Genomic DNA, 13,169 nt, shown 5'->3' on the forward strand with positions numbered 1-13,169 from the left:
GGGTCTTTGCCGCCTGGCGAGCAGGTGCGTCCTGGCGGGCGCGAGATGACATCGCGACTGCCGGGGCGGTGGGCCGAATTTCAGGGTGGCCTGGCCTTTCGATGCCGGGTTTGGCGCCGCCAGCCGCTTGGTTTGGCACTCATGTCGTGTCTTAGGGCTGCTGCAGCAAGGCGATGCAGCTGGGCTCGCCATTCAGAAGTGGCGCCAGAGTCAAGAGTTCGGGCTGCAGACGCAGGCTGCTCAGCGGCCGGCAAAGCAGTTCGGCGGCACTGTGGCCCAGTTGCTGTTGCAGCGCGGGGTTGCTGTAGCGTATGCAGCCCTGCGGGTCGAGCAGGAGCAGCCCCTCTCGCATGCCCTCGACCAGCGCCTGCAGCTGCAGCTGCTCGGCTTGCTCCTGCTGCCGGCAGCGGCGCAGCGTCAGCTGGGTGCGTACGCGGGCCAGCACTTCTTCAACCCGGATCGGCTTGGCGATGTAGTCGGCCGCGCCCGCCTGAAAACCGGTCACGACCTGATCAGCGTCATTGCAGGCGGTGATGAAAATCACGGGCACGTCGGCCAGATGAGGTCGGGCTTTCAATTGCCGGCAAGTGGCAAAGCCATCCAAGCCGGGCATCATGACGTCGAGCAGGATCAGATCGGGCCGGATGCGCTCGGCCAGGTCCAGGGCCTGCAAGCCTGAGTTGGCTGCGTACAGGCGATGGCCCAAGGGCTGCAGCATCGCGTGCAGCAAGCCGATATTGGGCGGCGTGTCGTCAACGATGAGGATGGCTGCGGGCACGCAAGCCCCTGAAATGGCTGCGGAAGCGTCTGAATCCATGGCTTCACTCCTGCGCTATCCCGTCAAGACCAGCCGCGCTGGCAGGGGACTGGGGAATTATGTTCCGGCACGCTGTGGGCTTGCCTAGCGCGTCAACCCTGATGTGGGCTCCGGCGCGTCTGTGACAATTGCCAAAAAGGCGGTGCGACAGGGCCGCTTTCATGAAGGACAAGGCAAACGATGAACGCAGGCGATGCAGTGGGTGCGGAGGGCGAGGTGGCAGAGCCGGCTCAACAGCTTGGAGGCTTGGACCAGGCACGGCGGCGGCTGCTGAAGCTCGGTCCGGTGGCTGGCTTGGGCCTTGGCTTCGGCCTGGGGATGGCCAGGCCGGCTTCGGCCGCGGGGCTGCTGCGGGTGCGCCATGAGCTGCCGCTGGAGAGCGACGGTTCGATGTCCTACAGCCTGGCCGTGCTCAACCTGCTGCTCGGCAAGACCGAAGCCAGCCACGGCCCCTTCCAGCTGGAGGCCATGCCGCCGCGCGACAACCTCACGCAAAGCCGGCAGATGCTGGACCTGCGCATCGGCACGCTCGATGTCATGGCCACCATGACTTCCAAGGCGCGCGACGCCGACGGCATTCCGGTTCACACCTGCATGCGGCGCGGTCTCAATGGCTTGCGCCTGCCGATTGCTCTGGCCAGCCGGCGCCGCGAGTTGGAGGCGGTGCGGGATGTGGAGGTGGCCCGACGCCTGCGCATCGGCCAGGTCGCGCACTGGCCCGACGCTGCGGTGCTCAAGTCCAATGGCTGGAACATGCTGCCGATCCCGCGCTTGCGCGTGTTCGAAGGCATGTTGCAGCGGGAACGTTTTGATTTGTTCGCGCTGGCGGCCGATGAGGCTTACGGCATCGTCAATGCGCTACCGGGCCTGGTGGTGCTCAGCGACTGGTTGATCGCCTATCCCTCGACCTACAGCTTCATCGTCAACCACGCCCGGCCCGAATTGGCCGAGCGCCTGCGCCAGGGCTGGCGCACCGTGCAGGCCGATGGCAGCTTCGAGGCCCTGCATGAAAAGGTCAATGGCGCGGAATTGGCCCAGGCCCGGCTGGCGTCGCGGCACTGGTTCCATCTGTCCAATCCCGAATTGCCCCTGGCCGCCCTGCGTCAAGACGGCCGGCTCTGGCATCCGCTGGTGAGGCAGCGGGTGATTGCGCCGCTGCTGCGCTGAGCACGCAGCGGCTAGCTGAGCCGGCTGCTGCCGGCGCTGCTCACTCGAAACGATCCAGCACTGCGCCCGAGCTGGCGCTGGAGGCGTTCTTGGCGAACTTGGCCAGCACACCGCGGGTGTAGCGCGGCGCGGGCTTGACCCAGCCGGCCTTGCGGCGGGCCAGCTCGGCCTCGTCGACATGCAGCTCCAGATTCAGCTGATGCGCGTCGATGGTGATGCGGTCACCCTCGTGCACCAGGGCGATCACGCCGCCCTCGTAGGCCTCGGGTGCGACGTGGCCGACCACCATGCCCCAGGTGCCGCCGGAGAAGCGGCCGTCGGTGATCAGGCCCACGCTTTCGCCCAGGCCTTGGCCAATCAGGGCGCCGGTGGGGGCCAGCATTTCGGGCATGCCGGGGCCGCCCTTGGGACCGAGGTAGCGCAAGACCATGATGTCGCCCGCCGCGATCTTGCCGGCCATGATGGCGGCCAGGGCCGACTGCTCGTCCTCGAACACGCGGGCCGGGCCGGTCATCACCGGGCTCTTCAGACCGGTGATCTTGGCCACGCAGCCTTCGGGCGAGAGATTGCCGCGCAGGATGGCCAGGTGGCCTTGCGCATACATGGGCTGGTCCACCCGGCGGATGACCTCTTGCGTGGTCGAGAGCTCGGGCACTTCGGCCAGGTTCTCGGCCACGGTCTTGCCGGTAATGGTGATGCAGTCGCCATGCAGCAGGCCAGCTTGCAGCAGCACCTTCATCACAGCGGGAATGCCGCCGGCCTTGTGCAGGTCTACGGCCAGAAAGCGGCCGCTGGGCTTGAGGTCGCAGAGCACCGGAATCTTCTTGCGCATGCGTTCGAAGTCATCGATCGTCCATTCCACCTCGGCCGCGTGCGCAATCGCCAGGAAGTGCAAGACGGCGTTGGTGGAGCCCCCGGTGGCCATGATCACGGCCACGGCGTTCTCGATGGCCTTCTTGGTGACGATGTCGCGCGGCTTCAGGTCGGCCTTGACCGCCTCCACTAGCACGGCGGCGGCCTTCTTGGTGTTCTCGACCACCTCGTCTTCGACGTTGGACATGGACGAGGAGTAGGGCAGGCTCATGCCCAGTGCTTCAAAGGCCGAGCTCATGGTGTTGGCGGTGTACATGCCGCCGCAGGAGCCACTGCCGGGGATGGCGCGTTTCTCGATCTGGCAGAAGTCTTCCTCGCTCATCTTGCCGGCGCTGAATTGCCCCACCGCTTCGAAGACCGAGACGATGTTCAGGTCCTGGCCCTTGTAGTGGCCCGGCTTGATGGTGCCGCCGTAGATGTAGATGGCCGGCACATTGGCACGCAGCATGCCCATCATGCCGCCGGGCATGTTCTTGTCGCAGCCGCCGATCACCATCACGCCGTCCAGCCACTGGCCGCCCACGCAGGTTTCCACGCAGTCGGAGATCACTTCGCGTGAGACCAGGCTGTACTTCATGCCCTCGGTGCCCATGGCCATGCCGTCCGAGATGGTCGGCGTGCCGAAGATCTGCGGGTTGGCGCCGGCTTCCTTCAGGCCGATCACGGCCGCGTCGGCCAGCTTCTGCAGGCCCGAATTGCAGGGCGTGATGGTCGAGTGGCCATTGGCCACGCCGATCATGGGCTTGCCGAAATCCGTCTCCTGATAGCCCATGCCGTAGTACATGGAGCGATTGGGTGCGCGGGCCACGCCTTCCGTGATGTTTTTGGAGCGGCGGTCAAAGCGGATGGGCTGGCTGTCTTGGCTCATGGTGTGGTGTCTCCTGCTGGGGTGGCTTCAGTATCTCGGACGGCCGATTGGTTTTCAAATATATTATTCAGATTTAATCAATACGCTGGATGAATCAATGAGCTTGGATCTGCGCAGCCTGCGCCAGTTTGTTGCCGTGGCCGAAGAGCTGCATTTCGGCCGCGCCGCCGAGCGCCTGCACATGACCCAGCCGCCGCTGACCCAGGCCATCCAGAAGCTGGAGGCCGAGCTGGGCGCCAGCCTTTTCATCCGTAGCAGCCGCTCGGTGAGCCTGAGCCCCGCCGGCGCGGCCTTGCTGCCGTTGGCCCAGGGCCTGCTGGTCCAGGCGGCGGAACTACCGGCGCTGGCCCAGGCGGCGGCTCGCGGCAGCGCCGGGCGTCTGCGCCTGGCTTTCGTCTCCACCGTGGGCTATGGCGAGCTGCCGCGCTGGCTCAAGGGCTTTCGCGAGCAGGTGCCCGATGTGGCGCTGAGCCTGCGCGAGGCCACGCTGGATGTTCAGCTGCAAGCCTTCGAGGCCGGCGAGATCGATGCCGGTTTTGTGCTGCACGCGTTGGGCGCAGTGCCGCCGGGTTTCGAGTCGCTGCAGGTCGCAGACGAGCCGCTGCTGCTGGCCTTGAGTGCCGATTCGCCACTGGCCCGCCGCGAGCAGCTGCCGCTGGCCGAGGTGCTGAACCAACCCTTGGTGATGTTTCCGCGCGCCATCGCGCCCTCGCTTTTCGATGCCATCGTCGCGGTCTACCGAGCGCAGGCTTGCGAGCCGCGCATCGAGCAGGAGGCCATACAGATGCAGACCATCGTCAATCTGGTGTCGGCCGGCATCGGTGCGGCCTGGGTGCCGGCCAGCATGCAGGGCTTTCAGCGCCCGGGCGTGGTCTATCGTGCCGTGCAGCCGCCGGCCGGCCTGCAGCCGCCGATGCCGCGCGGCGAGACCCGGCTGATCTGGCGGCGCGATGCAGCGCCGGCCGTCTGGCGTTTTGTCGAGCATGTGGCGGCTCAGCTGCCCGCTGGCCTGCCGCCGCAGCAAGTGTCGAAAGCCACCTTCAGTCCTCGGTGAATACCCCGCCAACCACGGCCGCTCTCGCTCGTTCTAATGCGCAGGCCCCAACAGGAGAGACCCCCGTGAAGCGTGTGAAGACTGTTCGATATGGCGTGCTGGCCCTGAGCCTGGGACTCAGCCTCGGGCTTGCCCAGGCCGAAGTACTGAAAGACCCGCAGTGGCGCGACTGGCTGGAGGCCGGCAAGAGCACGGAACTGGAGCAAGCCGCCCAGGCCCGGCTCAAGGCCGAGCCCGAAGACAGCCAGGCCGTGCTGGCTCTGGGCCTGCTGGCTCTGGAGGCGGGCGACCCCAAACGCGTGGAGTCGGCCATCAAGCCGGTGCAAGCCTGCGCCGATCGTCAGCCGGCCCAGGCCGCATGCTTGTATGTGCTGGGCTCGCTGCAGGGCGTGCAGGCCATGAGCGGCGGCATGATGAAAGCCATCAGCCTCAGCGGCAAGATCAAGGACAACCTCAGCCGCGCGGTCGAGCTGGATCCTCTGCTCTTTGATGCGCGCGACGCTCTGCAGCAGTTCTATCTGATGGCGCCCGGCATTGCCGGTGGCAGCGTCAGCAAAGCCCGTGAGTTGGCGGCCGCCGCTCAGGCCCGCCAGCCCGAGCATGCCAAGCTGCTGCGCGCCCGCGTGGAGATCAAGGAAGAGCGCTGGGCCGAGGCCGAGCGCGAGCTCAGCGCCATCAAAGCCGGCGAGGACAAGGACTTGCTGAGCGGGCAGCGCGCCGGGCTCTACCAACTGGCCATCCAGCTGTTTTCTGAGAAACAGTACGCCAAAGCCAAGCCTCTTTTTGAGCGCCTGCAACGCGACTTCCCGGCTCATGCGGCCGGCCATTACGGCATGGGCCGTCTGCTCAGCGAAACGGGCCAGATCGACGAAGCCATCAAGTCCTTGGAACGAGCCCGTACGGCCGAAGGTGCCGACCGCTATGCCGTCGACCATCGCCTCGGCTTTGCCCTGCTGGCCAAGGGCGACAAGGCCCAGGGCAAGACGGTGCTGGAGCGTTTTCTTGGCAACAAGAAAGCCAATCCGCGCAACCAGGACGAGGTGCGCAAGCGCCTGGCCGAACTCGGCTGATCTGAGCCGCTCTCAGCGCGGCAAGGCTTGCGCCGCGGCCAGGCCGGCTCTGGCTGCTTGGTTGGCCGGGAAGGCCTGCAAGTCGGCTTCAAACGTGGCGATGGCGGCTGCCCGCTCCCGCGTGCGCAAGAGCATCTGACCCAACCACCGCTGGGCGCTTGCAGCCCAGAGCGGCGGCTCGCTGGGGCTCATGTCGGCTTCCAGGCGCAGCGCTTCGCGCAGCGTGGCCAATGCTGCCGAGGCGTCGCCGCGGCTCCAGGCCTGCTCGGCTTGCAGGGGCGCCAGCAGCAGGGTGGCAAAGGCGACTCGGGCCGGCTTGCGCTCCTGGCCGCTGCGCGACTCCTCTTCGAGATGGTGCTCCAGCAGTGCCACATCGGCGCGCGCGTCCGCCAGCAGGCCCAGACGCAGGCGAGCCAAGCCGCGGGCATGGGCCAACAGGGGCGGGCTGACACCGTCGCTCTTCGGGCGGGCGAGGATGTCACGCCAACGCTCGAAATGCACCAGGGTCAACCAGGGCAGGCCGCGCAGAAAGTCACCCCATTCGCCGTCTGGCGCTTCGGCCGCCAGCTGCTCGGCCATGGCCAGGGCGGTGGGGAAGTCGCCGCCGAGCTGGGCAGCGATCCACAGAAAGCGTTGGTTGTGCGGGTTCCAGTTGATGCCGGCCGTGAAGCCCTGCGTCTGCAGCTGCTGGTCCAGTTGGGCCTGCGCTGCCAGCCCACGCTGGTTGGCCTGCACGGCTTCCGCATAACGCCCCAGCTTGACGAGCAGATGTGAGCTCATGTGTTGCAGATGAGGCGAGGCCGGTGCCAGATGCTGCAGGTTCTGCACCGCGTTGATGGCGCGTGGCGCGTCGGCGCTCGAGTCGGCGGCATGGCTCAGGTAGTGGATCAGTCCCGTGTGCTGAGGATGAAGAGCCACGCCTTCGAGCAAGCGGCTGCTCAGGCCCGCCCAAAGTGCGTCCAGGCCGGACGGTTCGGGGTGGATGACGAACAAGGCCTCGGCCCACCAGGCGAGCAGCTCCGGGTCTTTGGGGAACATCTCGCTGAGGATGCGCATGCGTCGCTCAAACACCCGGTCCAGCGGGTGGACCTGGCGCGACTCTGTCGTGTCCGGTCCGCAGGCCTCGAGCACGGCCAGGGTGGCGGCCGGCATCTTGGCGACATCGCCTTCCTGCAGGCGCTCCAGCATGGCCTCGGCCAGGGCTCGCTCCAGCGGCGCTTCGCGATGGGCCAGCGAGAGCTGCTGGGCCAGGCGTGCATAGCGCCGCGCTTCGCCGAGATCGCCGCGGACGCGGTTGTTGTAGCTCGGGCCATGCTGCCAGGCCAGACCCCAGGCGCACATGCTGCAGCGCGGGTCAGCGGCCAAGGCCGCCGTGAAGGCCCGGCGAGCCTCGATCTCATCGAAGGCGAAGGCCTGCTGCAAGCCTTGGTTGAACCAGGCCTGTGCCAGAGGCGATGTGCTGACGATGCGGCGCTGTGTGGCGTCCCCGAAGCCGAGCAGGCGCGGCGCGCTGGCGGTCGCCAGTGATTCCGAGGGCGGTGCGGTGCTGGCTGCCAGTTGTAGGCTCAGGCCCAGAACCAGGCCGAGCTGCAGGCTGTATTGCAGCAGCGACCGCCGCCACCGTCCCCTGGGGCTGGTCGCGGTGGCCAAGCAAGGAGCGGGCAGGGCGGACATGCCGGCAGTATCGCGTGAACTCGACGGTATGGCGGAGGGGTACAAGCACTGGGCCGAGCGTCCCACAGACGCCGCTGGCTATGATGCCGGCCTGATGTGCAGCTGCTCTTCGTGGCGGCTCGCGCTTGCTTTTTGCCTCACCGTTCAGGATTGCCGCCATGTGGGTTCATCCCCAGTTCGACCCGATTGCCCTCCGTCTCGGCCCCGTGGCCATCCACTGGTACGGGCTGATGTACCTGGCCGCCTTCGGCATGTTCCTGTTCCTGGCTGGGCGACGGGTGCAGCAGGCGCCCTATGCACAGGCGGGCTGGAGTCGGCGCGATGTCGATGACTTGCTGTTCTTCGGCGTGCTGGGCGTGGTGCTGGGCGGGCGCCTGGGCTATGTGCTGTTCTACAAGCCCGACTACTACATCGACCATTTGCTTGAAGTGTTCGCGGTCTGGAAGGGCGGTATGGCTTTTCACGGCGGCTTGCTCGGTGTGATCGTCGCCATGGCGCTGTTTGCCAAATTGCGCGGCCGCAGCTTCTTCGAGGTGACCGACCTGATCGCGCCCTGCGTGCCCACCGGCCTGGCCGCTGGCCGACTTGGCAACTTCATCAATGGCGAGCTCTGGGGCCGTTTTGCAGACCCCAGCTTGCCCTGGGCCATGGTGTTTCCGCAATCGGGCTCGCCCGAGCCGCGCCACCCGTCCCAGCTCTACCAATTGCTCGGGGAGGGCGTGTTCCTCTTTGCCTTGCTGTGGTTCTACACCCGGCGGCCGCGCTTGACGGGCCAGGTCTCGGGCCTGTTCTTGATCGGCTACGGCGCGCAGCGCTTTGTCACCGAGTTTTTCCGCCAGCCCGATGATTTCCTGGGCCTGCGGGCCCTGCAGCTGAGTCAGGGACAATGGCTGAGCCTGCCCATGATCGCGGCCGGGCTGGCGATCTGGCTTTGGGCCAGCCGCCGCCATGCGGCCTGAGCGATGCGCGCTCTGTTTCCCTGTCCTCCCCGAGCTGACTGACTACGAATGCGTCAAATTTTCTTCGACACCGAAACCACCGGCCTGCAGGCCGAGGGCGGTGACCGTGTGATTGAAGTCGGCTGCGTTGAGATGATCAACCGCCAGCTGACCGGCAACAACCTCCACCTCTACATCAACCCCGAGCGGGCCAGCCATGAGGACGCGCTCCGCGTCCACGGCCTGACCGAGGCCTTCCTGGCCGACAAGCCCAAGTTCGCCGAGGTCGCTGAGGAACTGCTTGAGTTCCTGGCCGGCGCCGAGCTGGTCATTCATAACGCGCCGTTCGACATCGGTTTCGTCAACGCCGAGCTCAAGCGCCTGCGCAAGCCGCCCATCACCGACATCGTCGGCGGCGTACGCGACACGCTCCTGATGGCGCGCGAGATGTTCCCGGGCAAGGCCAATTCCCTGGACGCGCTGTGCCGTCGTCTGGAAGTGGACAACTCCGGCCGGACGCTGCACGGCGCTTTGCTGGACGCGGAGCTGCTGGCCGACGTCTACATCAACATGACCCGCGGCCAGGATGCGCTGCTGATTGACGATGCTGGCAGCGACAGCAATTCGGCTGAGTTCAAGCTCGCGGCGGTGGACCTGCGCAGCTTCCAGCTGCCGGTGCTGCGCGCCGACGAGGCCGAGCTCGCTGCCCACACCAAAGTGCTGGGCGAGTTGGACAAGAGCAGCGGCGGCAAGCGGGTCTGGCAGGACGGGGCTTGACCGAGTTGCTGCGAAGTTTTCGAGTAAATTCTTGCGGCACTCAAAATCTCATGGCATAATCGTGGGCTTCCCGGTTAGCGAAGTTTGCAAGTCGAAAGACGAGTGAGCCGAGCGAGTCAAATGACGCGACCAAGACAACCGGGCGGTTAGCTCAGTGGTAGAGCACTGCCTTCACACGGCAGGGGTCGCAGGTTCGAACCCTGCACCGCCCACCAAGCCTGAAAGCCCCTCAAGTCATGCGCTTGCGGGGCTTTTTCTTTGCCCCAGCGTTGCGATGGCTTGAGCTGCTCTCGGCCGCTCGGCGTAGAGCGGATAGAGTGGAGGTTTTCAACGCAGCGGCCCTGGACGAGGGGAGACGAGTGAAGCCTCAGAAGAACATGATGATCAAGCGCAGAGTTTGTTTGACGGCCGGTGCTCGAGTGGCGGCTTTGCTCTTGGGTGGAGGTGCCCTGGCTGAATTGGCCTGCGCGCAAGCGCCAACTCCCGGTGCAGGTCGAGCCGCATTCGATGCCAAGACCATGAACGAGGCCTTGAAGGCCTTGGGCTATGCGGCGCCAGTCGAAAGCCGTGATGTGAGCATCCAGGCCCCTGATATTGCCGAAGATGGCGCCTCCGTGGCCGTGTCAGCCGCTTGCAGCCTTGCCGGTGTCAAGCAAGTCATGTTCTTGCTCGACGGTGCACCGACGGCCTTGGCCGCCGTGTTCAATTTGGGTGCGGAACTTGAGGCCGAGGCGTCCACGCGTTTGCGGCTGGCGCGCAGTTCGGTGGTGTTTGCCGTGGCCATCACACAGGACAAGAAGGTCTTGTTTGCGCAGAAGGAAGTCAAGGTCGCCATGGGTGCTTGCGGTGCCGATGCGAAACCGGCCCGAGGCTTGCGGGCGGACGGTGTCAGCGGTGCGCCGGTCCGGTGCTGAGATCAGGAGAGACATTCCCATGGCAAGTCCGATTCGAATCCGCCTGCGATTGAGTGGCGACAAGCTCGCTGTGCGAGTGGCGATCACGCATGAAATGGAAAGTGGCCTGCGGCTTGATGCTGCCGGCAAGACCATCGCTGCCCGCTACATCCAGACCGTGAAGACCGAGCTGAATGGCAAAGAAGTTCTGAGCGTGGACTTGGGTCCAAATGTGGCGAGAAACCCCAATCTGGATTTCTCCCTGAAAGGCGCCAAGCAAGGCGACACCGTCAAAGTGTCCTGGACGGACAACCAGGGTGGCACGCGCAGCGACACGGCTGCAGTGGCGTAACTGCTGCTTTGCTTTCGCTGCCATCACTTCCTTAGCCCAATGGCCACAAACGCATAGCTCGCCCAGGGGGTCAGATCTTGCTGCCGGCGGATTCGCTGGGACACGATGTTCCCCAGGCTGCTAAAGGCCTGCGCTCATCGCGTTTGAAACGACATCTCTGTGTTGTCGGTCTGGACAGGCGCAGGCAGCCTTGGCATGCTGGCTCGGCCCGTGATTGAGTGGCCCCTGATTGCGCGGCAACCGATGCAATTCTGACTCTGAGGACCTTCCATGCTTCGTCGCAGTGCCGAGTGGTTTGACGCGCAGTACAACAATCGCGCCCGGGTCGCCGACAGTGCGGTGTTGCTGGACCGATGGAGTCGGGCTTCGCAGCTGGTCCGGGAGCAGGCGCTCTGCGAACTCGACATTGCCTATGGCGATGCGCCCTCGGAGCGCCTGGATGTGTTTCCGACCGCCACCGCGCAGGCGCCGGTGCTGGTGTTTCTGCATGGCGGCTACTGGCGCGCACTCGACAAGGCGGACCATTCTTTCGTGGCCAGTGCCTTCACGGATGAAGGGGCCATGGTGGTGGTTCCCAACTACGCTTTGTGTCCCTCGGTCGGCATGGAGCGCATTCCTTTGCAACTGGTGCAGGCCCTGGCCTGGGTGTGGCGCCATGCAGCCGATCACGGCGGCGACCCTAACCGCATCGTCCTTGTCGGCCATTCGGCGGGCGGGCACCTGGCCAGCATGCTGAGCTGCTGCGACTGGAAAGTGGTGGCGCCTGATTTGCCTCGCCATCTGGTCAAGGGCGTACTGTCGATCTCGGGCGTGCATGACCTGGCGCCCTTGCGCCAGACTCCCTTCCTGCAGTCTGACCTCAAGCTCGATGCTGAGTCGGTGCGGCGTTTGAGCCCGGTTCATTTTCCAGCGCCTGACACGCCTCTCTATGCCATCTGCGGCAGCGAAGAGAGTGAGGAGTTTCGTCGTCAGAATCGCTTGATCCGTCAGGCCTGGGGGCGGCGAGCGGTGCCGATCTGTGAAGAGATTGCCGGCTGCAATCACTTCGACATCCTTCATGATTTGGCGGATCCTCAGGGCCGCAGCCACCAACTGGCGCGCAAGCTGCTTGATCTGCGCTGGTACAGCGCTTTGCTTTGACGCGGCCGAGGCCGCGCTACCATGGGCGTGCTGCAGCTTGGCCGTAACTGGGGCTGAACGAGCAGCATCGACGGGGACGGATCAGGGATGAGGACCAGGCCATGAGCATCAGCGCGGAAAGTCTCCTCAGTCTGGAGGACTACGGCGAATACCGGCGGGCCCATCAAGCCGAGATCCAGGAGTACCGGCGCCGTCGCTCGGTGCTGCTGGGCGAACACATGAGCTTGCAGTTCGAGAGCGAACAGACCTTGCGTTACCAGCTGCAGGAGGTCTTGCTGGCCGAGCGCCTGGTTGAGCCCGAGGACATCGAGCGAGAACTGAGTCTCTATGCGCGCTTGCTGCCCAGTGGCAGCAATTGGCGGGCCAGCTTGCTGATCGAGTTCGCCGACCCCCAGCAGCGCGAGGTCGAATTGCCGGCGCTGCAGGGCGCTGAGCAGCGCTTTTTTGTCGAGGTGCAAGGCATGGAGCGCGTCTATGCCTTGGCCAATGAGGACTTACCGCCCGTGGCGCCCGGAGCTGCCCCGGACAAGCCCTCAGCCGTGCATTTCCTGCGCTTCGAGTTCAGCCCCGAGCAGCGCGATGCCCTGCGCATTGGCACACCGGCCAATATCGGCTGCGAGCATCCCGCCTATCCGGTTGACGAACCGATTCCCCCATCCACGTTGAGCAGTCTGGTCGGTGACTTTCAGGACACCGCCATATAGCGGCCGGGTCGGTGGTTGATGGCCAGGGCGGCATTGATGGCCACCATGCCCAGCAAGGACATGCCGACACGCTCAGGCGCGACAAAGCCCAGGGCGCAGAGCAGGATCAAACCGTCCAGCCCCGCTTGCACATAGCCGGCGCGCCAGCCGCGTTTTTCTTGCAGATACAGCACCAGCACATTGAGCCCGCCCAGCGAAGCGCGGTGGCGGAACAGGATCAGCATGCCGGCGCCAATCAACAGGCCGCCGGTGATGGCGGCGAACCAAATATTGAGCTCGGCGAACTGCAACCAGCGTGGCAGCACCTCGGCCAGCACAGCCATCAGGCTGACGGCCGCGATGGTCTTGAGCGTGAAGGGCAGCCCCATGCGCCGGTAGGCCAGCCAGTAAAACGGCAGGTTGATGCAGAAGAACAAGGCGCCGAAAGGCAGGCCCAGGCTGTAGTGCAGCAAAAAGGCGATGCCCACGGTGCCGCCCGTCAGCATGCCGGCCTGCTTGAACAAGGCCACACCCAGGGCCACGAACAAGGTGCCGGTGACGATGGCCTGCACGTCCTCCAGCAGCGAATGCTTGAAGGTTCGGCTCAAGGTCTCCCGCAAACTCATCAGACGATGCCGGCCATGAAGTACTTGATCACGCCCTTGGCCAGGAAGCCCACCAGGCCGAAGCCCAGGCCCAGCAGCAGGATGAAGGTGCCGAAGCGGCCAGCCTTGGATTCACGGGCCAACTGCAGGATGATGAACACCATATAGGCCATGAAGCCGCCCACGCCCCAGGTGAGGCAAAACTGGGCGAGTTCCTGTTCGCTGTATCCAAACATCCTGGTGTCTTTCGGTCCGATC

At 65.2% G+C, this 13,169-nt stretch carries 14 protein-coding genes and 1 tRNA gene; 10 read left to right on the plus strand and 5 right to left on the minus strand.

Annotated features, from left to right (window positions below; translation table 11 throughout):
* Positions 1 to 151 precede the first annotated feature (151 nt).
* Positions 152 to 817 carry a response regulator gene (locus LNV28_RS20020; protein WP_263520830.1) on the minus strand — a complete coding sequence of 222 codons (666 nt, stop codon included), beginning with the start codon at positions 815 to 817 and terminating at the stop codon, positions 152 to 154.
* Positions 818 to 997: 180 nt separating this feature from the next.
* Between LNV28_RS20020 and LNV28_RS20025 the strand changes: the two genes are divergently transcribed.
* Positions 998 to 1,984: a transporter substrate-binding domain-containing protein gene (locus LNV28_RS20025; RefSeq protein WP_263520832.1), complete on the plus strand. Its 987-nt coding sequence runs from the start codon at positions 998 to 1,000 to the stop codon at positions 1,982 to 1,984.
* Between the two features lie 40 nt (positions 1,985 to 2,024).
* Here the strand turns inward: LNV28_RS20025 and ilvD are convergent, their stop codons facing one another.
* On the minus strand, positions 2,025 to 3,725 hold the full coding sequence (gene ilvD, locus LNV28_RS20030; RefSeq protein WP_263520834.1) for a dihydroxy-acid dehydratase: 1,701 nt from the start codon (positions 3,723 to 3,725) through the stop codon (positions 2,025 to 2,027).
* Between the two features lie 97 nt (positions 3,726 to 3,822).
* Here ilvD and LNV28_RS20035 point away from each other — a divergent pair, with 97 nt between their 5' ends.
* Complete coding sequence (locus LNV28_RS20035; RefSeq protein ID WP_263520835.1) at positions 3,823 to 4,779, plus strand: LysR family transcriptional regulator; 957 nt, start codon at positions 3,823 to 3,825, stop codon at positions 4,777 to 4,779.
* 65 nt (positions 4,780 to 4,844) lie between these two features.
* On the plus strand, positions 4,845 to 5,849 hold the full coding sequence (locus tag LNV28_RS20040; protein ID WP_263520837.1) for a tetratricopeptide repeat protein: 1,005 nt from the start codon (positions 4,845 to 4,847) through the stop codon (positions 5,847 to 5,849).
* Between the two features lie 12 nt (positions 5,850 to 5,861).
* Here the strand turns inward: LNV28_RS20040 and LNV28_RS20045 are convergent, their stop codons facing one another.
* Positions 5,862 to 7,523: a hypothetical protein gene (locus tag LNV28_RS20045; protein WP_263520839.1), complete on the minus strand. Its 1,662-nt coding sequence runs from the start codon at positions 7,521 to 7,523 to the stop codon at positions 5,862 to 5,864.
* Positions 7,524 to 7,681: 158 nt separating this feature from the next.
* Here LNV28_RS20045 and lgt point away from each other — a divergent pair, with 158 nt between their 5' ends.
* The 7 genes from lgt (at position 7,682) to LNV28_RS20080 (ending at position 12,327) form a co-directional block, all read left to right on the plus strand.
* A complete protein-coding gene (gene lgt / locus LNV28_RS20050; RefSeq protein WP_263520841.1) occupies positions 7,682 to 8,482 on the plus strand; it encodes a prolipoprotein diacylglyceryl transferase in 801 nt (266 codons plus the stop codon).
* A 48-nt stretch (positions 8,483 to 8,530) separates the two neighbouring features.
* A complete protein-coding gene (gene dnaQ, locus LNV28_RS20055) occupies positions 8,531 to 9,238 on the plus strand; it encodes a DNA polymerase III subunit epsilon (protein ID WP_263520843.1) in 708 nt (235 codons plus the stop codon).
* Between the two features lie 140 nt (positions 9,239 to 9,378).
* Positions 9,379 to 9,453 (plus strand) — tRNA-Val (locus LNV28_RS20060).
* A gap of 303 nt (positions 9,454 to 9,756) precedes the next feature.
* A complete protein-coding gene (locus LNV28_RS20065) occupies positions 9,757 to 10,152 on the plus strand; it encodes a thiosulfate oxidation carrier protein SoxY (RefSeq protein WP_263520362.1) in 396 nt (131 codons plus the stop codon).
* Positions 10,153 to 10,171: 19 nt separating this feature from the next.
* Positions 10,172 to 10,483: a thiosulfate oxidation carrier complex protein SoxZ gene (soxZ, locus tag LNV28_RS20070; RefSeq protein ID WP_263520364.1), complete on the plus strand. Its 312-nt coding sequence runs from the start codon at positions 10,172 to 10,174 to the stop codon at positions 10,481 to 10,483.
* A 270-nt stretch (positions 10,484 to 10,753) separates the two neighbouring features.
* Positions 10,754 to 11,623, plus strand: a complete 870-nt coding sequence (locus LNV28_RS20075; RefSeq protein ID WP_263520365.1) for an alpha/beta hydrolase — start codon at positions 10,754 to 10,756, stop codon at positions 11,621 to 11,623.
* A 101-nt stretch (positions 11,624 to 11,724) separates the two neighbouring features.
* A complete protein-coding gene (locus tag LNV28_RS20080; protein WP_263520366.1) occupies positions 11,725 to 12,327 on the plus strand; it encodes a DUF3501 family protein in 603 nt (200 codons plus the stop codon).
* Here LNV28_RS20080 and LNV28_RS20085 read toward each other — a convergent pair.
* Positions 12,309 to 12,932 carry a YitT family protein gene (locus LNV28_RS20085; RefSeq protein ID WP_263569036.1) on the minus strand — a complete coding sequence of 208 codons (624 nt, stop codon included), beginning with the start codon at positions 12,930 to 12,932 and terminating at the stop codon, positions 12,309 to 12,311. The genes LNV28_RS20080 and LNV28_RS20085 overlap by 19 nt on opposite strands.
* Positions 12,932 to 13,147 carry a DUF2788 domain-containing protein gene (locus LNV28_RS20090; protein ID WP_263520368.1) on the minus strand — a complete coding sequence of 72 codons (216 nt, stop codon included), beginning with the start codon at positions 13,145 to 13,147 and terminating at the stop codon, positions 12,932 to 12,934. Before LNV28_RS20090 ends, LNV28_RS20085 begins: the two co-directional genes overlap by 1 nt.
* Positions 13,148 to 13,169: the final 22 nt, after the last annotated feature.

This window comes from Paucibacter sp. DJ2R-2 (genome assembly GCF_025717675.1).
In the GTDB taxonomy this organism is placed as follows: domain Bacteria; phylum Pseudomonadota; class Gammaproteobacteria; order Burkholderiales; family Burkholderiaceae_C; genus Paucibacter_A.

Excerpts from the sequence above, each read along its gene's own strand:
- LNV28_RS20020 (WP_263520830.1), bottom strand. The coding sequence starts at position 817 with ATGGATTCAGACGCTTCCGCAGCCATTTCAGGGGCTTGCGTGCCCGCA.
- LNV28_RS20025 (WP_263520832.1), top strand. The coding sequence starts at position 998 with ATGAACGCAGGCGATGCAGTGGGTGCGGAGGGCGAGGTGGCAGAGCCG.
- ilvD (WP_263520834.1), bottom strand. The coding sequence starts at position 3,725 with ATGAGCCAAGACAGCCAGCCCATCCGCTTTGACCGCCGCTCCAAAAAC.
- LNV28_RS20035 (WP_263520835.1), top strand. The coding sequence starts at position 3,823 with ATGAGCTTGGATCTGCGCAGCCTGCGCCAGTTTGTTGCCGTGGCCGAA.
- LNV28_RS20045 (WP_263520839.1), bottom strand. The coding sequence starts at position 7,523 with ATGTCCGCCCTGCCCGCTCCTTGCTTGGCCACCGCGACCAGCCCCAGG.
- lgt (WP_263520841.1), top strand. The coding sequence starts at position 7,682 with ATGTGGGTTCATCCCCAGTTCGACCCGATTGCCCTCCGTCTCGGCCCC.
- dnaQ (WP_263520843.1), top strand. The coding sequence starts at position 8,531 with ATGCGTCAAATTTTCTTCGACACCGAAACCACCGGCCTGCAGGCCGAG.
- LNV28_RS20065 (WP_263520362.1), top strand. The coding sequence starts at position 9,757 with ATGAACGAGGCCTTGAAGGCCTTGGGCTATGCGGCGCCAGTCGAAAGC.
- soxZ (WP_263520364.1), top strand. The coding sequence starts at position 10,172 with ATGGCAAGTCCGATTCGAATCCGCCTGCGATTGAGTGGCGACAAGCTC.
- LNV28_RS20075 (WP_263520365.1), top strand. The coding sequence starts at position 10,754 with ATGCTTCGTCGCAGTGCCGAGTGGTTTGACGCGCAGTACAACAATCGC.
- LNV28_RS20080 (WP_263520366.1), top strand. The coding sequence starts at position 11,725 with ATGAGCATCAGCGCGGAAAGTCTCCTCAGTCTGGAGGACTACGGCGAA.
- LNV28_RS20085 (WP_263569036.1), bottom strand. The coding sequence starts at position 12,932 with ATGAGTTTGCGGGAGACCTTGAGCCGAACCTTCAAGCATTCGCTGCTG.
- LNV28_RS20090 (WP_263520368.1), bottom strand. The coding sequence starts at position 13,147 with ATGTTTGGATACAGCGAACAGGAACTCGCCCAGTTTTGCCTCACCTGG.